General features: G+C 39.2%; 20 protein-coding genes and 2 pseudogenes. 21 read left to right on the top strand and 1 reads right to left on the bottom strand.

The annotated features are described in order from the left end of the window. Positions 1 to 9: 9 nt before the first annotated feature. The 9 genes from AB5618_RS01955 (at position 10) to AB5618_RS01915 (ending at position 8,138) form a co-directional block, all read left to right on the top strand. Positions 10 to 252 carry a hypothetical protein gene (locus AB5618_RS01955; protein WP_055155751.1) on the top strand — a complete coding sequence of 81 codons (243 nt, stop codon included), beginning with the start codon at positions 10 to 12 and terminating at the stop codon, positions 250 to 252. Positions 253 to 426: 174 nt separating this feature from the next. Then, complete coding sequence (locus AB5618_RS01950) at positions 427 to 654, top strand: DUF5348 domain-containing protein (protein WP_129900153.1); 228 nt, start codon at positions 427 to 429, stop codon at positions 652 to 654. Between the two features lie 315 nt (positions 655 to 969). Then, positions 970 to 2,496, top strand: coding sequence for a coiled-coil domain-containing protein (locus tag AB5618_RS01945; RefSeq protein WP_368366442.1), 1,527 nt, complete (start codon positions 970 to 972; stop codon positions 2,494 to 2,496). A 10-nt stretch (positions 2,497 to 2,506) separates the two neighbouring features. After that, on the top strand, positions 2,507 to 2,884 hold the full coding sequence (locus tag AB5618_RS01940; protein WP_055055854.1) for a TnpV protein: 378 nt from the start codon (positions 2,507 to 2,509) through the stop codon (positions 2,882 to 2,884). Between the two features lie 141 nt (positions 2,885 to 3,025). Next, positions 3,026 to 4,513, top strand: coding sequence for an Eco57I restriction-modification methylase domain-containing protein (locus tag AB5618_RS01935; RefSeq protein ID WP_055055855.1), 1,488 nt, complete (start codon positions 3,026 to 3,028; stop codon positions 4,511 to 4,513). Beyond that, positions 4,506 to 5,426, top strand: coding sequence for a BsuBI/PstI family type II restriction endonuclease (locus AB5618_RS01930; protein ID WP_081019407.1), 921 nt, complete (start codon positions 4,506 to 4,508; stop codon positions 5,424 to 5,426). Before AB5618_RS01935 ends, AB5618_RS01930 begins: the two co-directional genes overlap by 8 nt. Before the next feature lie 38 nt (positions 5,427 to 5,464). Next, complete coding sequence (locus AB5618_RS01925) at positions 5,465 to 6,457, top strand: hypothetical protein (RefSeq protein ID WP_055055856.1); 993 nt, start codon at positions 5,465 to 5,467, stop codon at positions 6,455 to 6,457. 29 nt (positions 6,458 to 6,486) lie between these two features. Further along, on the top strand, positions 6,487 to 7,278 hold the full coding sequence (locus AB5618_RS01920) for a nucleotidyltransferase domain-containing protein (protein WP_055055857.1): 792 nt from the start codon (positions 6,487 to 6,489) through the stop codon (positions 7,276 to 7,278). Next, positions 7,278 to 8,138, top strand: coding sequence for an S-4TM family putative pore-forming effector (locus AB5618_RS01915; RefSeq protein ID WP_055055858.1), 861 nt, complete (start codon positions 7,278 to 7,280; stop codon positions 8,136 to 8,138). Before AB5618_RS01920 ends, AB5618_RS01915 begins: the two co-directional genes overlap by 1 nt. A 374-nt stretch (positions 8,139 to 8,512) precedes the next feature. Here AB5618_RS01915 and AB5618_RS01910 read toward each other — a convergent pair whose 3' ends face one another. After that, on the bottom strand, positions 8,513 to 8,962 hold the full coding sequence (locus tag AB5618_RS01910) for a helix-turn-helix domain-containing protein (RefSeq protein WP_148462133.1): 450 nt from the start codon (positions 8,960 to 8,962) through the stop codon (positions 8,513 to 8,515). A 181-nt stretch (positions 8,963 to 9,143) separates the two neighbouring features. Here AB5618_RS01910 and AB5618_RS01905 point away from each other — a divergent pair, with 181 nt between their 5' ends. From AB5618_RS01905 to AB5618_RS01850, 12 genes and pseudogenes are all read left to right on the top strand, one after another. After that, entirely contained in the window at positions 9,144 to 9,338 is a 195-nt protein-coding gene (locus AB5618_RS01905; protein ID WP_148462134.1) for a cytidylate kinase-like family protein, read from the top strand. A 2-nt stretch (positions 9,339 to 9,340) separates the two neighbouring features. Next, a pseudogene (locus AB5618_RS01900) lies at positions 9,341 to 9,952 on the top strand (Arm DNA-binding domain-containing protein); the annotation flags it as partial. A 330-nt stretch (positions 9,953 to 10,282) separates the two neighbouring features. Continuing rightward, the gene (locus tag AB5618_RS01895) at positions 10,283 to 10,861 is read left to right on the top strand and encodes a C40 family peptidase (RefSeq protein WP_368357326.1); all 579 of its coding nucleotides are present in this window, start codon (positions 10,283 to 10,285) and stop codon (positions 10,859 to 10,861) included. After that, positions 10,842 to 11,204 (top strand): DUF4315 family protein, encoded by a 363-nt coding sequence (locus AB5618_RS01890; RefSeq protein ID WP_012744294.1) that lies wholly within the window; start codon positions 10,842 to 10,844, stop codon positions 11,202 to 11,204. The genes AB5618_RS01895 and AB5618_RS01890 overlap by 20 nt, the downstream gene beginning before the upstream one ends. Continuing rightward, positions 11,158 to 12,588 carry a CD1107 family mobile element protein gene (locus tag AB5618_RS01885; protein ID WP_023922641.1) on the top strand — a complete coding sequence of 477 codons (1,431 nt, stop codon included), beginning with the start codon at positions 11,158 to 11,160 and terminating at the stop codon, positions 12,586 to 12,588. Before AB5618_RS01890 ends, AB5618_RS01885 begins: the two co-directional genes overlap by 47 nt. Next, a complete protein-coding gene (locus tag AB5618_RS01880) occupies positions 12,589 to 14,364 on the top strand; it encodes a DNA topoisomerase (RefSeq protein WP_368357322.1) in 1,776 nt (591 codons plus the stop codon). A gap of 299 nt (positions 14,365 to 14,663) precedes the next feature. Beyond that, on the top strand, positions 14,664 to 14,870 hold the full coding sequence (locus AB5618_RS01875) for a hypothetical protein (protein ID WP_012744284.1): 207 nt from the start codon (positions 14,664 to 14,666) through the stop codon (positions 14,868 to 14,870). Next, a pseudogene (locus tag AB5618_RS01870) lies at positions 14,863 to 16,038 on the top strand (CHAP domain-containing protein); the annotation flags it as partial. The gene AB5618_RS01875 and the pseudogene AB5618_RS01870, both read left to right, overlap by 8 nt. Positions 16,039 to 16,196: 158 nt before the next feature. After that, positions 16,197 to 16,409, top strand: a complete 213-nt coding sequence (locus tag AB5618_RS01865) for a helix-turn-helix transcriptional regulator (RefSeq protein ID WP_008703822.1) — start codon at positions 16,197 to 16,199, stop codon at positions 16,407 to 16,409. 5 nt (positions 16,410 to 16,414) lie between these two features. Further along, positions 16,415 to 17,116, top strand: coding sequence for a VanR-ABDEGLN family response regulator transcription factor (gene vanR / locus AB5618_RS01860; RefSeq protein ID WP_004853366.1), 702 nt, complete (start codon positions 16,415 to 16,417; stop codon positions 17,114 to 17,116). Further along, entirely contained in the window at positions 17,103 to 18,188 is a 1,086-nt protein-coding gene (locus tag AB5618_RS01855) for a HAMP domain-containing sensor histidine kinase (protein ID WP_148462135.1), read from the top strand. Before vanR ends, AB5618_RS01855 begins: the two co-directional genes overlap by 14 nt. 134 nt (positions 18,189 to 18,322) lie before the next feature. Next, positions 18,323 to 19,180: a hypothetical protein gene (locus AB5618_RS01850; RefSeq protein ID WP_117449615.1), complete on the top strand. Its 858-nt coding sequence runs from the start codon at positions 18,323 to 18,325 to the stop codon at positions 19,178 to 19,180. The last annotated feature ends 1 nt before the right edge of the window (position 19,181 follow it).

Raw genomic sequence — 19,181 nt, 5'->3', positions numbered from 1 at the left:
AGGAGAAACATGGAAAGAAAATTACAGGTGCAGATACCAAAAGATTTATTACTGGCATTGTTCCAGTATCATCTTGCCGGGAATGAGGAATATCAACCGGAGATAGAAAAAGCATTGATGGAAAAATTAGACAGTATGGTAAGACGTCAGTTATATACAACATTCAAAACAGCACCAACCGAGGAAGAACGGGAAAAGGCAAGACAAGAGTATTTGGATAAGTGTGGAATGCATGAGAACTTTCGTTGGTAAAGATTCTGCTTGATGACCTTATGACAGGAGCGTGCCACGCACCTGTAAATAGCAGACAAAGAGAAGGTTTGTAAGGTGTAGCCGGTAGTTGATTGGCGAAGAAAAAACTTTTCAAAAGGGGGCCCTGATTCAGGGCGTCCCTGCGGAAATGATAAATGAAGGGAGAATGACACCATGAGAGAAGGAAGATTAGGTTACAACAGTTATAACAAAAGATATGGATTATTGTCCTCAGACTTATGGATTGATCCAGGATTTCACTGCGGAGAATGTCTGGAAGTTCTAGTTGATAATCAGTGGGTAAAGACACGAATGGAAATGAATCTGGCGAGAGAATGGTATTTGGTTGGAACACCATATTGTGGAGATCTGGAGTATGTACGGGCAAGGATACAGGAATAAAGCAGACAGAAAGAGAAATAGCCGCTTGGTTGTTAGTGATAAAAAATAAGCCCGGATACGGGCAGAAAAAAGAGGGCGGATACGCCCAAAATGAAAGGAAAAAGCCAAGTTGTGGTAGATGTAAGAAGCATCTCACAAAGCCCTCGGCGTTTGAGAGCGAAATACACCCATCGCACAAACTTCGTTTATGCTCTGTGTATTTCGCCCTGCCGGGAGCTAATATAGCCGGAAACGGCAGTTAGTTCGTAAACGGATGTCGATTCATCCACTCACAAATGAAATGGCGGAATTTATTTTGCCGAAGACAAGGAGGGAGTGCCTATCGGAAGAAATTCATTTATTCAAATGACAAAACTAAGCAATGTAAAAGGCAGAATCACTTATATATCCAGTCATGCAAAACAGGAAAATCTCTATGCAGTTTATGAAACTACAGAACGGAAATTCTGGCGGGAACTTGCAAAATGTAATCAGGAAGAATTTGTAAAAAGCGGGACAGAAGGAAAATGCATTGAGGCAAGAGAATTGATTATTGCTTTGCCAGAGAGTTTCGCAGAATATCAGCCGGATAGATTGCTACAGCTTTTTACAAATCATTTTAAACAGAATTATGGAACAGAGTGTATTGCTGCTTTGCACCACAATAAAAGAAAGACCAATTATCACATTCATTTGATATTTGCAGAACGGAAACTACTGGATGAACCAATCATTAAGACTGCCAACAGAAATATGTTTTATGATGAAAATGGAAAACATGTCCGAACCAAGAAAGAGATATTAGGAGAAGATGGCGAGATCCGAGAAGGCTGCAGTATTGTGAAGAAAGGAGAAGTCTATGAGAAGAAGCTGTTTACTGCGAAAGATGAACGCTTCAAGTGCAATTCATTTCTGGATGAGGTAAAGCATTCTTATACAGATTTAATCAATATTTATGTGCAGGACGAGAAACAGAAACTACAGGTATTTGAGCGTGGCAGTGTTTATCTTGCAACAAAGAAAATCGGAAAAAATAATCCGAAGGCACAGGAAATAGAAGCGGATAATCAAAAACGCCGGGAATGGAACAGAGCTGTTGATATGGCATTGATTAGTGGAGTGCCGGAACCGAAGATAATGGAAGTGAAGCGGAAAGAAATCACGGAGCCAATCAGGGAATCAATTGCCCGGCGTGGAAACAGACCACGATTATTTTCCAGAGTTGTAACAGTGGCTGTTGAGGCATTGGAGTTTTTGATAGCAAGTGTGCTTTTTAAGAAACCCAGGGAAGTGCCAAAACAGACAGAGCAAACGGAAGCAGAACACCCAGAGCATGTTGCTGAAAATAGCACGGCAGCAGTCAAGACAACAAAAGAAGAAAAGGCAGAACCGGAACAACCTAAAATGACGAGGCTTGCATCAAAGTATCCGAAACTATTTAAAGTGAATAAAGAACTGGAAGATCAAAACGGTGCAATTCAACAGAAACAAAAACAGCTTTCTGCAAAGAAGAAAGAACTGTCAGAAGTCACGGGATGGTTTAAAGGAAGAAAGAAAAAAGAATTGCAGAAAGAAATTGATGAACTGAAAAGCCAGATTAGAGATATGAAAGATTATCTTCCAAGGATTGTGCAGAAAATCGGATATAGAAGTGTACAGGAATTTTTAAAGGATTTTAAGGCTTCTCAAACTGAGTATAGTCAGTATCGAACTGCAATAGAAAAATGGAAGAAAGAAACAGGAAAAGAGCCAGTAGCGCATGGTATTAGGGCGAAGCTGGCAGAAAAGAAACAAGAAATACAGAATGAACAGAAAAATAAACAGCATACCCATAGTCAGAATAAAGACCGGGGAGCAAGATAGGAGGACAATCATGGAGAAACACATTATGGGAGAAAATGGAATCAGTTATACTTTAGGAGAGGACGGTCTGTATTATCCAGACCTGTACCTCCCAGAAGAGACAGAGTATCCGATTGGAAAGTATGGAATGTTGAGAAAGATATATTTGCAGGAGCATCGGAAAGGATTATATCTGGAGTTGGTACTTGCCGGGAAGTTAAATGAGCATCTGCATCAGATTGACAAGGAATGTAATCAGATGATGGACAGATTAGTGGAGCAGATGAAAGAAAGGCAAGGCGTGACGGAAGAACTGAAGATGCAGGATCAGATGGCATGGGTCGGAAAAATGAATAATATCCGGGCATGTGCTGAGGAGATTGTGGAAAAAGAGATTGTTTATGCGTAGAGTGTAGGGCGGCTTTTTAGCTGCCCTTTATGGTTTTAATTTACAGAAAAAAACAGAACGTACGTTTGCAAAAGAGCGTTGAAAAAGGTAGTAAGTTATTGTATAATAATAAGAAATAGAAGGCTTGTAGGTAGGTAGAATATGCTAGAAAAAATTATAGAACTTACAAACGAATATATAGAGAATATGCCGAAAAAAGAACGTAAAAAATACGGACAGTTCTTTACCAGTATGGAAACTGCCCGTTTTATGGCGGGATTATATAAGTTGGATGAGAAAACAGGCAGAGTAAGTGTGCTTGATGCAGGGGCTGGTTCAGGTATATTATCATGTGCTTTTATTGAGCGAATGGAAACAATAGATTCTATTCAGGAGATTGAGCTTACCTGCTATGAGAACGATGAAAATGTATTGCCATTGTTGAAACGTAATCTGGAATATTGTAAAGAAGAGACAAGAAAAAAACTTACAGTTAATATCGTTGAAGATAATTATATTTTGAGCCAGTATTTGGATTTTAATCATATGTTGGGAGGAAATGCGGAGCCTAAGAAATATGATTTTGTGATTGGAAATCCGCCGTATATGAAAATTCCGAAAGATGCGCCAGAAGCTACAGCAATGCCAGAGGTATGTTATGGTGCACCGAATTTATATTTCATTTTTGCGTCTATGGGATTATTTAATTTATGTGAAAATGGAGAGATGGTTTACATCATTCCAAGATCATGGACATCAGGGGCGTATTTTAAACGTTTCCGGGAATATTTTCTGACAGAAGGGAAATTGGAACATATTCATCTTTTTGTCAGCAGAAATAAGGTTTTTGACAAAGAAAGTGTGTTGCAGGAAACAATTATTATTAAAGTAAAAAAGACAAGTGAAAAGCCAGAAACCGTTACGATTACATCATCGAAATCAAATAGTGATTTTGGGGAGCTGACATCATTAACAGTTCCGTATGATCTGGTTGTAGCAGGATCAGATTATTATGTTTATCTTGTGACAGATGAAAATGAAGTGGAAGTATTAAAGAAATTGCATAAATTTGATAAGACACTTCCGGCAATAGGAGTAAAAATGAAAACAGGATTGACCGTAGATTTCCGTAATCGTGATATTTTGAGGGATGAAGCGGAAGAGGGGGCAATACCTTTATTTTATTCACAGCATATAAAGCAAGGAAAGGTAGAATTTCCAATCCAGAAAGAACATGAATATGTGGTGACAGAACAAAAGGGATTAATGCAAGATAACAAGAACTATCTATTTGTAAAGCGATTTACAGCAAAGGAAGAACCACGAAGATTACAGTGTGGAGTATATTTAGCTAAAAGATTTCCGCAGTACCAAAAGATAAGTACACAGAATAAAATTAATTTTGTGGACGGTGTATTAACGGAAATGTCAGAATGTCTGGTGTATGGGTTGTATGTATTATTTAATTCTACACTTTATGATGAATATTATCGTATTTTAAATGGGTCTACACAGGTTAATTCAACAGAGATAAATGCAATGCCTGTGCCAGAGTTAGAGGATATTCAGGAAATGGGCAGAAAAGTGCTTAAAAGTAAGGATTATTCGGAGGCAAATTGTAATTTGATATTGGAGGGATACTGTGGATAAGAAAATAGAGGAAACAAGAGAATTTCTGCAAACAATAGGTATGCCTAAAGCACAGCAGGCAGATATATGCTGCTATGTGATACTGGCTATGGCAGGAATAAAGCCGGATATGTCATGGAGTGAAGCAACAAATGAGTGGATTCGTATTCATGATATTATTCAGTTTGTTAACACATTTTATGGTATGAGCTATGCAGAAAACAGCAGAGAAACGTTTAGAAAGCAGGCTCTGCACAGATTCAGGACAGCTGCTTTGATAGAGGATAATGGAAAAGCAACCAACAGTCCGAACTATCGCTACAGATTGACGGAAGAAACAATTAAAATACTGAGAACGATGGAAACACCAGCATGGAAAGAATCTATAAAGCGGTTTCTTTGTTATCATGAAAAGTTAATTGATTTGTACGCTTCTAAAAAGAAGATGACAATGATGCCAGTAAATATAAATGGTGAAAGCTTTAAATTTTCAGCAGGTAAGCATAATGAGCTGCAAAAAGCCATTATCGAGGAATTTGCACCGAGATTTGCACCAAATTCTGAATGTTTGTACGTTGGCGATACAATAGAAAAAGATCTGGTAAAGAATGTAGAAAAATTAAAAGAACTGGGATTTGAAATTACATTGCATGATAAGATGCCTGATGTAGTGTTATATCGTGAGGACAAGAACTGGATCTATTTTGTAGAATCGGTAACATCGGTCGGTCCGATGGATCCAAAACGTATATTGGAAATTACAGAAATGACGAAAGATGTAACAGCAGGAAAAATATTTGTAACAGCATTTCTGGATTTCAAGACATATAAGAAATTTGCGGAAGAACTTGCATGGGAGACAGAGGTTTGGATTGCTGAAATGCCGGAGCATATGATACATCTGAATGGCGATAGGTTTATGGGACCGAGATGATAGTGAGAAAAGTGTAAATGAATTGGGTGGTGAACAATATGGCGACAACAGTAAATAATGCATTTGCAGAATTTATGAAAGAAAAAGTTAATCTTGACCAAGAAAAAACCAAAATAGCTCGTTCAAGTAGGGATAATTTAATTGATAATATAAAGGGATTTAGTGGTGATTCGGATTTCTTTGTGGTATATACAGATAAAATTTTACGCTTTGGTTCGTTTGAACGTGGTACGAAAATAAGACCGATTGATGACATAGATTTGATGTTATGCTTGTCTGGGGAAGGAACACGAACATATATACAATCAGGAGAAGTATTTTATATAAATGGAAGCGATGCTGATTCTAAAAATGGATTAATGACTGACAACACAAATTATCTGAATTCAACAAAAGTGATTAATCGCTTTATCTCTAAATTATCAGATTTGCAAGATTACAGTAAAGCGGAAATGCATAAGAATCATGAAGCGGCGACACTTCAATTAAAATCATATACATGGAACTTTGATATTGTTCCTTGCTTTTATACAGATACCGGTTTCTATTTGATACCGGATGGTTCGGGAAATTGGAAAAAGACTGATCCAAGGATAGATAATGAACGCATTACAGATATAAATCAAAAACATAATGGGAAATTACTCGAATTGATCAGACTTGCTAAATATTGGAATAATAGAAAAGTTACTATTAGAATTGGTTCCTATTTGTTGGAATGCATGATTCTTCAGAAATATGAAAACAAAGAAGCATCTGAAAACTGGTGGATAGATTTAGAGTTCAGAGATTTGTTAAATTATTTATCTTCAGCTATATTATCAGATGTAGATGATCCTAAAGGAATACAAGGAAATTTGAATTCCTTTTGTTGGGATGATAGATGCAAAATAAGTGATGCTTTAACAAATGCATATAATAAGGCTGTAGAAGCTTCAAATATGGAACTCAATGATAAAAATCAAAAAGGTGCTATTACGAAATGGGGAGAAGTGTTGGGAAGTGATTTCCCAGAATATACAGGAGAGTAAGGCACATGAACAAAGGGGAAGAGTAAAAAATGTCAATTAATAGATATTTGGAAGAAACAGCTTCGAAATTGATAATTAAAGGCAATGAAAAAGAATCTATAGATGTGTCTTTAAATACGTTTAAAGATAGGATGAGAGATTATTTTAGCAAGAATGAATCTGTTAATCTGAAAGAAATAAAGGTATTTGGTTCGTATCAACGGGATACGAACCTTCCACAATCAGTTGATTATGGGACAGATGTGGATATTATGCTTGTAATGGATAATGATGGTTCAACTCCTCAAACATATTTGGATAGAGTAAGAAGAGGTGTGGAAGCAAAATATTCAACTTCACAGATACGGCAATCATCGCCTACAGTTGTGCTCCAAATGTTGCATATTAAATTTGAAATTACTCCAGCAATTATGGATAGCGGACTGTATAGAATAAAAAATAATCGCAATGAATGGATATATACATTTTGTGCTACAGATTTTAGCAATCTTACCATAGCAAATAAAAACAACCATTATATGATAAAACCATTACTTAGATTATTAAAGTATTGGAATGTTTCTAAAAACTATAAGGCTTTTAGTTCATATGAATTAGAAAAAATAATGGTTAATTATTATCAGCCAAGTCAATATCAAGGATATGATCTAAAAAAGTATTTATTAACGGGTATGAATGAATTATACAAATTGTCTACATGCAATTATCAGAAAGAAAGATTGGACAAGGCAATATATAACATAAAGGAAGCTATAAAAGATGAAGAAAAATATCCTTCATGTGCAATGAGTGAGATTAAAGAAGTAATAGGAGAATTGTGATGTCTAATGGAATTGCGACGAGACAAAATGAAGATAATTCAATTGCTATGTTAGCTGCACAAAGACAATTGTATAGAGATGCAAAGAAATTTAATACTGTTTTAGTGGCATTATCGGTATGGATACCATTCACATTATCGGTAATTATTTTGCTTATTCCAGAAAACAAAGAGTGGAAATGTATATCATACATATTATCTATAGTTAGTATGATTTTTTCTTTTGTTATTGATAGATACATTGAAGAAAAGAAACAACTAGCAGCGTTTATTCAGCAGAAATTTGATGTATATGTATATACAATGCCTTGGGATAAAAGAATTTTCGGAAAGGATAAAAATATTGATCATGAGATTGCAACTTATTCAAAGAAAATTTTGAAGAATCCGCAGGAAAAGAACAAATTGAAAGATTGGTATACTCCTGGAGTTGATGAAAAAGATATCTTAGATGGAATTTTGGCGTGCCAGAGAGAAAACTTTTGGTGGGATGTTGGTCTTAGAAAAAGGTTCAAATATGCGAGCATAACGTTGATTTCAATTCTATTTGTTGCAATTTTGGCAATGGGATTATGGAAAAATGAAGAAATTACAGAGTTATTATGTAGGCTGGCGTTTGTTATTCCGATGATAAAGTGGTTGCTATTAGATACAGTAAAAAAGTTGAATAAAGATATAAGTATATTACAAGAACTTGATGGTGATATTAATAACAATGAAATGAAGACAATGGAGGACTTGCAAGATATTCAGAAAGTGATTTTTCAGCATAGAAAAGGTTGCTACGCTATTCCAGAGATTATATATAATATATTTAAAGATAATGATGAGGATAGAGCTTATAGGGAAGCAAGAATGTAAAACAATACTTGTCAAATATTTTTTGACAGATTATAATGAAATGGCAACAAATTGGCAACAGAAAATCAGCGAGCCAAAATAATATATGCAACAGAAATAAAATAACGGCAAAAAAGATATAAAACTTAAACAAATATATTTAAGAACATCTTTGGATTTGCCGAGTTTGAATAATTAAAAATTTCTGGAAAGCCTTATAAACAGGGTGTTTCCGGGCAGATAAAGTTCTATTTGATAACAAAATGATAACACTGGATATTTTGGCATTATTTATCAGGTATCCTGTGGTTATCGAGTAATATGTGTGAAACCGACAAAAAAGGTCTTACTGAATTGAGTGAAATCAATTTGGTAAGGCCTTTTTTCGTCGGCTTTTATTTTGCGTTTTTTGGATAGTTGTAACGCCACTGATCATATTCTTCCTGAGTGATCTCGCCGGATTTGAGTTTTTCTGCCTGTTCCTGCCATTCATGGAACATATCGAACATGGAAAGGTAGGTGGTTCCCTTGGATTTGTCCAGCCGGAGACAAAGTTCTCCGTCAATCTCATCAATGTGAAGTCCGTAAAGGTCTTCTAAGGTAAATAAGGTATGCATCAGTCCAACGTAACTGTCAATATCCGGGACAGCCAGAGCATGAGGGGATACTTCAAAAATATCAGCCAGTGCGTTTAGGTATTTCTCCTTTGGACTGCGTGCCCCTTTTTCATACTGTGCAATGCGGACATCAGCCTGTGAATCACTGAATCCCAGCTGTTGCCCCAAATATTTCTGCGTGAAACCACGCAGAAGTCTGAAATGGTGGATTCTTTCGCCTATTGCCATATGCTATATCTCCTGTCTTTTTCTTGATAGGTTGAGTATAGCATATCCAAATGGTAGAGACAAGAAAATCCATACAAAAAAGTATGGGTAAATGTATTGAAAGTACTTGACCCATACAGAATAGTATAGTATAATTCAACCAATACAAAATAGTATAGTGAAAAGAAAGGAGAAATTTTCTATGAGTAAAATGTTTATGAATGTGAAAGAGGTCATGGAAGTCCTGGAAGTATCGGAATCCTACGCATACAAGCTGATGAAAAGGCTAAACAGGGAATTGCAGGCAATGGGATGCCAGACAATCGCAGGAAAAGTTGAACGGAAGTATTTTTATGAGCAGTTCTATGGAACAAGATCGAATGATGGGAGGAATTAGGGATGGCAATTTACAAGAATGACAATGGCACCTGGTATGTAATGATTCGTTATCAGGACTGGACAGGTGCAAGAAAACAGAAATGCAAACGAGGATTTTCTACAAGAAAAGAAGCTGCGGACTGGGAATTACAATTCAAATTACAGAAGAAAGCAAGCGTGGATATGACAATGGAAAGCTTTTGCACTATGTATGAAGAAGATGTCAGACCTTCTTTGAAGCAGAGTACCTGGCTTACAAAAGAAAATATTATTCAGAAAAAGATTCTTCCGTATCTTGGAAAACGTAAAGTATCGGAAATTACAGCTAAAGATGTGATGGACTGGCATAACCAAATGAGAAAACTCAAAACGAAGACAGGAAAACCTCTTTCGCCAACGTATCTGAAAACGATACATGGACAATTAAGCACCATTTTTAATCATGCAGTGAAATATTACGACCTTAGCACTAATCCGGCGAGAAAAGCTGGGGCACTGGGAGAAGAAGAAGGCAAGGAAATGTTGTTCTGGACAAAAGAAGAATATAAGCGGTTTGCAGAAGAAATGATGGACAAACCTCTTTCCTACTATGCTTTTCAACTGCTTTACTGGTGCGGGATTCGTTCCGGTGATGATGATAAAATAAGACTAAATCAACGGAAACCCAGTAAATACAAGGGGTTGAGGCGATTTGGTCCTGAAAAAAACTTGCAACGAATCAACAAATTTATGAAGGAAAGGCCTATCTTTTATAAAAACCTTATTCAGATGAAAGAAAATATTCGCTTTTATCTGAGATGCTTTTACTGTATCACGAAAGTGATGATATTACAATTTAATAGCGAAAACAGGACCGAATTAGCTCGTAATGGATGAAAATCTGTTTAGCTGATTCGGTCATTTTTATTGATTGAAAGGTGATGAAAAAATGGCTAGAATTATTTCTATTGTAAAGGCTATGAACTGCGGTATGCACATTTAAGCAGCCGGAGTGTATCTGCAGGTGCATCCGTCACGAAAGGTGATGAGATCGGTCTTGTAGGAAATACCGGAAATTCTACAGGAAGCCATCTTCACATTGAACTTTTGAAAAATGGAGAGCGGTTAAACCCGATCTTTTATCTGGAAACAGGAGAAGGGACAGGCTTTGGTGGTAATGAATATACCAGTGAAGCAGCGCAACGTTTACTGGAAGAGGCTGCAAAATATCTTGGAACACCGTATGTGTGGGGCGGATATTCCCCAAGTGGATTCGATTGTTCCGGATTTGTCAGCTACTGTCTGGTTCATTCCGGGGTAAGAAATACGGGAAGGCTGACTGCACAGGGACTGTACAACATTTGTACGCCAGTATCCCAGTCAGAAGCACAGCCAGGAGATCTGATCTTCTTTACCGGAACCTACGATGCAGGAGAACCAGTAACGTATATTGGAATCTATGTGGGCAATGGTCAGATGATCCATTGTGGGCATCCGGTTCAGTACACGTCCATCAACTCTCCATACTGGCAGAGCCATTTCTATGGATTCGGGCGATGGTAAGGAAAAGGGCGGTATAACAGCCGCCCGGAAAGGAGAAGAGATGAAAAGTCTTGAAAAAGCAACGGCAGATTATGAGAAAGCCAAGGAAAAAATGGAAGCATCTAAAGCCAGATATGAAGCAGATTTAAAGCGGTTCAAGGCTGCGGAGATTGCAAAAACAGAAGCAGAAAATCTGGAAATTGTAAGAATTATCCGTGCAATGGATATGAGTATTCCGGAATTGGAAGCTTTTAAAAAGAAAATGAAAAATGAGTTGCCCGGCAGGGTAGAAATACAGAAGGAGGAAATAAAAGCCGATGATGAATCTGGAAAAAATGAAACAGAAGAAGAGAACAAATACTAAAAGCAGGGTAAAAAAGAGTCTGCTTGCAGCAACGACATTTCTTTGCCTGACAACACCTTTGCTCCAGACACAGACTGCTTATGCAGCTGAGAATACCACGCCTGCAATCACGATTGAGAAACCGGATGGATGGAAACAGGGAGAAACAACCATTGCTGTTACGGTAGATGCCAGCCATATGCCGGAAGGTTTCTCAATAGCAAAGATTGAAGCAAAAGCAGGAAAAGATGGAAGCTGGCAGGATGTAACTGGAAGCGGAAGTATCACGATCACAGGAAATCAGACAGTGTATGTGCGTGTGACAGATGGTGATGGAAAGGTGTATGAGCAGAATCGTTCTATTAAGTGTTATGACACGGAAAAGCCGACACTCTCTGCTTCCCTGACAGATGGTGTGCTGACGATTCAGGGGAATGATACAGTATCCGGGATTACTGCAGTAACAGTTAATGGCACCACTTATACAGATCTGAAGGATGGAATGCTGAGAGTGCAACTGACACAGAAAGATTTTACTACAAAACAGATTGAGATTACGGTAACAGACGGTGCCGGAAATACTTCTGAAAAGTATGTGTTGCAGAATCCTTATTATGAATGGGCAAAGAAGCAGGCAGAGAAACAGAAAACCTCCAGTGACAGCAATGGTGCAATGGCAACTACGACCAGTGCAGATGCAACGGGAACTGAAAAAACAACGACTTCTCCGCTTCCGCAGGATGCACAAGCTTCTGAGCCAACAGATGCAAAAGGAACTGTGGATGATCGGACAGTGACAGGTATTGAGGAACAGCTTAATAAAGAAGGCGAGACAGCAGATTCTGTTACTAAAACAGCTACGGAAGGCACAAAAGAGTTTTATACCATTTCAACTAAGAGTGGTAAGATTTTTTATCTGATCATCGACAATTCAAAATCTCAGGATAATGTGTATTTCCTTACAGAAGTCAGCGAGAAAGATCTGATGAACTTCACACTTTCTGATTCCGTGACACTTCCGGAAGTAGATACTGTTTATGCAGAACCAGAGAAACAGGCTGAAGAAGAAAAGCCGGAAACAACTGAGACAGCTGAGAAAGATAAGGTAGAGGATGAAATCCAGATGCCAGAAGATAAAAGTCCATTTGGAACGTATCTTCTGATTGCACTGGTTGCAGTAGGAGCTGCGGCAGGAGGATATTACTTCAAAGTCTATAAACCAAAGCATGAATATGATGACGAGGATGAGATGGAAGAGGATGAAGATGAATCCGAAGATTCAGAATCTGAAAAGCGGGAAGTAGACGATGCAGATGAGCAGGAAGAAAGTATAGAACCAGAAATCCTGAGAGACGAGGATTTTGATGATGCTGTGCTGGAAGATGAAGAAGAGGAGCAGGAGTAAATGAAATTAGTGATTGCAGAAAAGCCATCGGTTGCGATGGCACTGGCTTCCGTGATTGGAGCCAGAACAAGAAAAGATGGCTACGTGGAAGGAAACGGTTATCTCGTTTCCTGGTGCGTAGGACATCTGGTTGGATTATGTGATGCATCAGAATACGATGAAAAATATAAAAAATGGAGATATGAAGATCTGCCGATTGTGCCGGAATGTTGGAAACACAGGGTATTGGAAGGCACGAAAAAGCAGTTTGGAATCTTGAAAAAACTGATGCGAGATTCCAAAGTAGATGAAGTAATCTGTGCTACAGATGCCGGGCGGGAAGGAGAACTAATCTTCCGTCTGGTGTATGAGCAGGCAGGATGCAAAAAGCCGATGAAGCGGCTCTGGATCTCTTCCATGGAGGAACAGGCAATTAAAGATGGATTTGCGTCATTAAAAGACGGTTCGTGTTATGACAGTCTCTATCAGTCAGCACTTTGCAGGGCAAAGGCAGACTGGCTGGTGGGAATCAATGCGAGCCGTCTTTTTTCCGTTCTGTATAACCAGAATCTGAAAGTTGGAAGAGTACAGACACCAACACTTGCCATGATCGTGGATCGAAATCAGAAGATCAAGGAATTTACCAAAGAAAAATATTATATGGCTCATATCAAGTTTGACGAGATGGATGCGGTCACAGAGCATTTTCAGAAAAAAGAAGATGCAGATAGAGTGGCTGCGGACTGTATGGAGCGTATGTGCGAAGTGGAAAAGGATGATGTGAAAGAAAAAACGGTCCGTCCTCCGAAGCTCTATGATTTGACCACTCTGCAGAGGGAAGCAAACAGAATGTTTGGTTATACCGCACAGCAGACATTGGATGCCGTGCAGGAGATGTATGAGCAGAAGCTGGTCACTTATCCGAGAACAGACAGCCAGTATCTGACAGATGAGATGGGAGAAAGCACTGAAACACTGATTCAGATGTTACTTGGGAAAATGCCTTATGCTGAAGGTCTGGAATATCACCCAGACGTGAGTAAGGTATTAAATTCAAAGAAAGTATCCGATCACCATGCGATTATCCCAACCATGGAAGTAGCCAAAGCAGATATTGGTGAACTGAAAGAACGAAACCGCAAGATTTTGTATCTGATGAATCCAAGATGTCAGAAGCTGTCTGAGCTGGATGCAAAAACAGCAGAAATGGATAAAGAATGGTATGCAAAACGTGATCCGAAGACAGAGGAACCTACAAAAATTGCAAAGATATATGTGACTGTATATTATGAGGAAAAAGGTGAACAGATGCTGCATCATTTTAAGAAGTCAATGGATATTGGAAATGGACATGGCGGTATTGTGAGTCAGTTGAAGTATGATAATGAAATGAAGCTTACAGATGAGTATTGGATCAATTACCAGAAAGGCAAAGGAAGTGAAGAGTTCCAAAAGTATATGGAAGATCTGACAGACATGCAGAATCATGTGCTTCCGTATCTGCAGAGTTTTTGCAATCTGGAGGAAAAAGGTGTGAAGGAGAGACGAGAACAGCAGATAGCAGAAAGATATGAAGGAAGAGCAGATGAGAGGGTAACAAGTACCGAAGCGAATGAAGTTGTTAAGGATGTAGGAAAAACAGATAGAAAACCGGCACAGCAGAAGCAGGCGGTAGATGGAAAAGATAAGAAATTATCCATTCATGAACGGCTTGAGATCAATAAGAGGATTATTCAAGAAAAGCAGGGAAAAGATAAAACGGAGAGAGGAGTTGATTTGGGTGTAAGGACAGTGTAGAATAAGCAGAACGAGTCGGAGGTCATGGATGATAACGTGGCTTCCGGCTTTATTGCGTATTGTCGGAAGAATTATAAATGGTATAATGAATGTAAATGCGATAAAAGAATGTCGCCTGTTATGCGACTTCCAAATGAGAAAAGTGTGTTATTCTGAGATCAAACAAGAGGCTAATAGAGTCAGGAGGATGACATTATGAGTAAAAAAGGATATAGCAGACCAGGATTCTTTGGATCCATAAACCATTATGATGCAAACGGAAAAAAGTAGGCGAGAGCAGACCAGGATTCTTTGGTGGTATGAACGACTATGATGCAAATGGAAAGAAAATCGGACATAGTTCGCCTTCCTTTTTTGGTGGTATGAATCATTATGACAATAACGGGCATAAAGTAGGTGAGAGTCGACCAGGATTCTTTGGCGGTTTAAACCATTATGATGACAAGGGGCATAAGCGGGGGCATAGCAATCCAGGATTTTTAGGTGGATTCAATCATTACGGTTAAAACTGCACAGAGAGCAGCACAAGCGGCAAGGGCTGCGGCAAAAGCCGCCGTGGTTACGGTAAAGGCGATTGCCAAAGCGACCGCACTTGCCATTAAAGCGATTATTGCCGGAACGAAAGCCTTGATTGCCGCTATCGCCGCAGGCGGCTGGGTGGCGGTTTTGGTTATTATCGTGATTTGCCTGATTGGTATGATCCTCGGCTCAGTATTTGGCATTTTCTTCTCAGACGAAGATTCCGGCACTGGAATGAGTATGCAGACCGTTGTGCAGGAAATCAATACCGAATACGATACCAAGCTGCAAGAGGAAAAGAACTCGGTATCCTATGATGTTCTTGAAATGAGTGGCAGCAGAGCCGTTTGGAAAGAGGTGCTTGCCGTTTACTCTGTAAAAACGAATACGGATCAAGATAACCCCCAAGAGGTTGCCACAATGGACGATGGCAAAAAGCAACTCTTAAAAGACATCTTTTGGGAGATGAATCAAATATCTTCCCGAACAGAGAGCAAGACCGAAACAGTTATTACCGAAACCGATGACGGACACGGTAATATCGTGGAAACTGAAAGCACGGTCACACAAACCTATCTGTATATTACCGTCAGCCACAAGACTGCCGAGGAAATGGCGGCGCAATATGGTTTTAACGAAGAACAGAAAGGCTACCTCGCTGAACTGCTTGCAGATGAAAACAATTACCTTTGGTCACAGGTGCTTTACGGCATTACAGGCGGCGACGGACAGATCGTGACCGTTGCACTCTCTCTGGTTGGCAATGTGGGCGGTCAGCCGTATTGGTCGTGGTACGGTTTTAACTCCCGTGTAGAATGGTGTGCTTGCTTTGTATCTTGGTGTGCCAACGAGTGCGGCTATATCGACGCTGGAGTTATCCCAAAATATGCAGGCTGTGTCAACGGAGTACAATGGTTTAAGGATCGTGGACAATGGCTGGATGGCAGCGCCGAGCCTGCCCCCGGAATGATTATTTTCTTCGATTGGGCAGACGAAAGTGGTCAGGATGGATTATCCGACCATACGGGTATTGTTCAAAAGGTCGAAAACGGCAAGGTTTATACGGTCGAGGGCAACTCCGGCGACAGTTGCCGAGTCAATGAGTATTCTATCGGTTATTACGAGATTCTTGGCTACGGCGCACCTGCCTATTAAAATACACAAGCCGCCTGCATTTTGCAGGCGGTTGGATTACATATCAGAAAGATATTGTGCCGGTTTGAAAACTAAAAGTCTCAAAATACAGACTTAATAATTGCGATTTCACTCTCAAAGTGCTATAATACAAACTATATTTGGGTGGAGGTGCGGAAATGAAAGTACGGTACAACAAACTTTGGAAACTTCTGATTGACAAGGGAATGAAAAAGAGTCAATTACGAGAAGCGGTCGGGGCAAGCAAAAGTACATTTGCGAAACTCGGAAAAAATGAAAATGTTACCCTTCCCGTGCTGTTGAATATATGCGAATACTTAGAGTGTGATTTTGGCGACATAATGGAAGCCGTACCCGAAAATGAGGTGTAGGATCAATGAACAAGAAGATTTTAATTGTGGATGACGAAAAAGAAATCGTTGATCTGCTTGAAGTGTATTTGAGTAACGATGGTTATTCAGTATATAAATGTTATAATGGGTTAGAGGCGATGAAATGTATCAAACAGTCGCAGATTGATTTAGCGATACTTGATATTATGCTGCCGGATATTGATGGTTTTCGACTTTGCCAAAAAATTCGGGAAAAGTTTTACTTCCCTATTATTATGCTTACCGCCAAAATTGAGGATAGCGACAAGATTATGGGGCTTACGATTGGTGCGGATGATTATATAACGAAACCGTTTAATCCTTTAGAGGTTGTGGCAAGAGTAAAGACGCAATTAAGGCGTTATCAGAGCTATAACAGTCCTAATTTGAGCCAATCCGAAGAAAAAGACGAGTATGACATCAGAGGTCTACTGATAAACAGAGTCAGCCACAAGTGCTACTTGTATGGCAAAGAAATAGCCTTGACTCCGTTGGAGTTTTCTATTCTGTGGTATCTGTGCGAACATCAGGGTAAAGTTGTCGCCTCGGAGGAATTATTTGAAGCCGTGTGGAAAGAAAAGTATCTTCGCAACAGTAACAATACGGTAATGGCGCACATTGGGCGGCTTCGGGAAAAATTGAATGAACCTTCAAAAAATCCGAAGTTCATTAAAACTGTTTGGGGGGTAGGGTATGAAATTGAATAAAAAAGAAAAAAACTATCTGCTCTCTACCTTGTTCAAAGGGTATGTAATTCAATGTGCGATTTGCTCTGTGCTTATTTTTGGCGGTACTTTTCTTTTAGGAATTATGGCAGAGGAAATTCTCCGCAAGTATGTTTTGTATTATTACTTGTATTACAGAACAGTATATCTTTATATAGTGGCTGTAATCGTGTGGGGTGGCTGTATTATATACATGACATACCTACTTTTGAAAAAAGTAGTCGCCTATGTGTACGAGGTACAGGCTGCGACAGGAAAAATGTTCGATCAGAATGTCAGTTACATTGAAATGTCCCCGGAGTTGAGTGAAATCGCCGCTAACATCAATCAGTTAAAACAAGAGGCTGAAAGTAATGCAAGGCTTGCAAAAGAAAATGAGCAGCGAAAAAATGACCTGATTATGTATCTTGCACACGATTTGAAAACACCGCTTTCTTCTGTAATCGGGTATCTTACTTTACTGCGTGATGAGTCGCAAATCTCAAAGGAACTTCGAGAAAAGTACCTTTCAATCACTCTTGGTAAGGCAGAACGGTTAGAGGATCTGATTAACGAGTTTTTCGAGATAACACGATTCAATATATACGATATTACATTACAATACACGAAAATCAATTTAACTCGCCTGCTGGAGCAACTTGTATATGAATTTAAGCCTATGCTCAAATCAAAGAATTTGCAATGTAATCTTTGTGTTGATGATGATATAATGCTTCGATGTGACGCAGACAAAATTCAGCGTGTTTTTGATAACCTTTTGAGAAATGCGGTTATCTACAGTTTTGAAAATACGGATATCGCGATCAGCGCACAATGTCAGGAAGATACGGTCAGCATTATTTTTTGTAACCACGGCGATACTCTGCCGGAAGAAAAGTTAAACAGGATTTTCGAGCAGTTTTATCGGCTTGACGCAGCGAGAAGTACAAGCAGTGGAGGAGCTGGATTAGGTTTGGCGATTGCAAAGCAGATTGTTGAACTACACAATGGTACAATCGTTGCAGAGAGCCAAGAGGATCAAAACAAGTTTTCAATTACTTTGCCGTTGGCGTAGGAAAATTGTAAGAATTTGCATAGAAAAAAAGAGGAATATCTTACGAGCAATCAAGAAAATACGGGCTTCTGTTTTGGTACAATAAAAGTATCAAGATAGAGGCTCGTATTTTTTGTGATACAGCATAAGGAGGAATGATGAAGTTGCTAAGAAAACAAATGCTGCTATGTTCTATTTTGTTTCTTGTATTTACGCTATCTGCCTGCTCTGCAATTGGGCAGACAGACGAAAACAATCTTACAGATAGCGCAACATCCGCAGAAAAAACGGTATCAGTTGTACGAGGGACAATTACTCCAACCGTTTCAACGCAAACGACTATTGTTCCGGCAGTACCGTTTATTATTTTCTCACCCGAAAATGGCATATTTAATACAGCGGTAGAATTAGAAGAAAAAATCACTGCCGGGCAAATTATTGGAACTGTGAACGGCAAAGAATTGAAATCTCCGGTGGATGGTACAATTACCTCTATTGCCCCATCCAATGAAAGCGTACCGAGTAATTATCCCGTAGCGATAGTGCATTATACAGGATTTGCCCTCAATGTAGAGGCAGATAATTTTTTGAGTACCTTACCGGAGTATGCAGAGTTGAAAGCAAAATTTCAAGTATATGATGGTGTAGGACCAACCGATATGATTGCCGTGGTGTCGCCTGCCGCAGATGAAAATGCGTTTACGGGAATCGTGCCGCAAGAGGGCATTCTGCAATGCTTGATCAGTCAAACAGTCGATGTGAAATCGGGGCAAAGTGCAACGGTAGTCATAACGGCGACAACGAGAAATGATGTCCTTATATTGCCGCTGTCGGTAATAGCGGGTAGACAAGGGACGGGATTGGTTACTGTAATTACTCCGAATGGAGAAAGAGTGGAAACAAAAGTGACATTGGGTGTGACAGACGGAGCCAATATAGAAATACTGTCCGGCTTAGAGGAGGGCGATGTAGTTTCTGCTACTCCGCCAAACCTTGATCCGAGGGGGATTTGAT

It is taken from the genome of Ruminococcus sp. J1101004sp1_RTP21198st1_B9_RTP21198_201120 (assembly GCF_040924245.1).
GTDB lineage: Bacteria > Bacillota > Clostridia > Lachnospirales > Lachnospiraceae > Blautia_A > Blautia_A faecis.
This window is presented reverse-complemented; position numbering and strand designations above follow the sequence as displayed.

What these genes read in the sequence shown, in the direction of transcription:
- AB5618_RS01940 (WP_055055854.1), top strand. Translation starts at nt 2,507, where the DNA reads ATGGAGAAACACATTATGGGAGAAAATGGAATCAGTTATACTTTAGGA.
- AB5618_RS01920 (WP_055055857.1), top strand. Translation starts at nt 6,487, where the DNA reads ATGTCAATTAATAGATATTTGGAAGAAACAGCTTCGAAATTGATAATT.
- vanR (WP_004853366.1), top strand. Translation starts at nt 16,415, where the DNA reads ATGAACAAGAAGATTTTAATTGTGGATGACGAAAAAGAAATCGTTGAT.
- AB5618_RS01915 (WP_055055858.1), top strand. Translation starts at nt 7,278, where the DNA reads ATGTCTAATGGAATTGCGACGAGACAAAATGAAGATAATTCAATTGCT.
- AB5618_RS01925 (WP_055055856.1), top strand. Translation starts at nt 5,465, where the DNA reads ATGGCGACAACAGTAAATAATGCATTTGCAGAATTTATGAAAGAAAAA.
- AB5618_RS01955 (WP_055155751.1), top strand. Translation starts at nt 10, where the DNA reads ATGGAAAGAAAATTACAGGTGCAGATACCAAAAGATTTATTACTGGCA.
- AB5618_RS01880 (WP_368357322.1), top strand. Translation starts at nt 12,589, where the DNA reads ATGAAATTAGTGATTGCAGAAAAGCCATCGGTTGCGATGGCACTGGCT.
- AB5618_RS01855 (WP_148462135.1), top strand. Translation starts at nt 17,103, where the DNA reads ATGAAATTGAATAAAAAAGAAAAAAACTATCTGCTCTCTACCTTGTTC.
- AB5618_RS01850 (WP_117449615.1), top strand. Translation starts at nt 18,323, where the DNA reads ATGATGAAGTTGCTAAGAAAACAAATGCTGCTATGTTCTATTTTGTTT.
- AB5618_RS01950 (WP_129900153.1), top strand. Translation starts at nt 427, where the DNA reads ATGAGAGAAGGAAGATTAGGTTACAACAGTTATAACAAAAGATATGGA.
- AB5618_RS01890 (WP_012744294.1), top strand. Translation starts at nt 10,842, where the DNA reads ATGGATTCGGGCGATGGTAAGGAAAAGGGCGGTATAACAGCCGCCCGG.
- AB5618_RS01885 (WP_023922641.1), top strand. Translation starts at nt 11,158, where the DNA reads ATGATGAATCTGGAAAAAATGAAACAGAAGAAGAGAACAAATACTAAA.
- AB5618_RS01905 (WP_148462134.1), top strand. Translation starts at nt 9,144, where the DNA reads ATGAGTAAAATGTTTATGAATGTGAAAGAGGTCATGGAAGTCCTGGAA.
- AB5618_RS01910 (WP_148462133.1), bottom strand. Translation starts at nt 8,962, where the DNA reads ATGGCAATAGGCGAAAGAATCCACCATTTCAGACTTCTGCGTGGTTTC.
- AB5618_RS01935 (WP_055055855.1), top strand. Translation starts at nt 3,026, where the DNA reads ATGCTAGAAAAAATTATAGAACTTACAAACGAATATATAGAGAATATG.
- AB5618_RS01865 (WP_008703822.1), top strand. Translation starts at nt 16,197, where the DNA reads ATGAAAGTACGGTACAACAAACTTTGGAAACTTCTGATTGACAAGGGA.
- AB5618_RS01875 (WP_012744284.1), top strand. Translation starts at nt 14,664, where the DNA reads ATGAACGACTATGATGCAAATGGAAAGAAAATCGGACATAGTTCGCCT.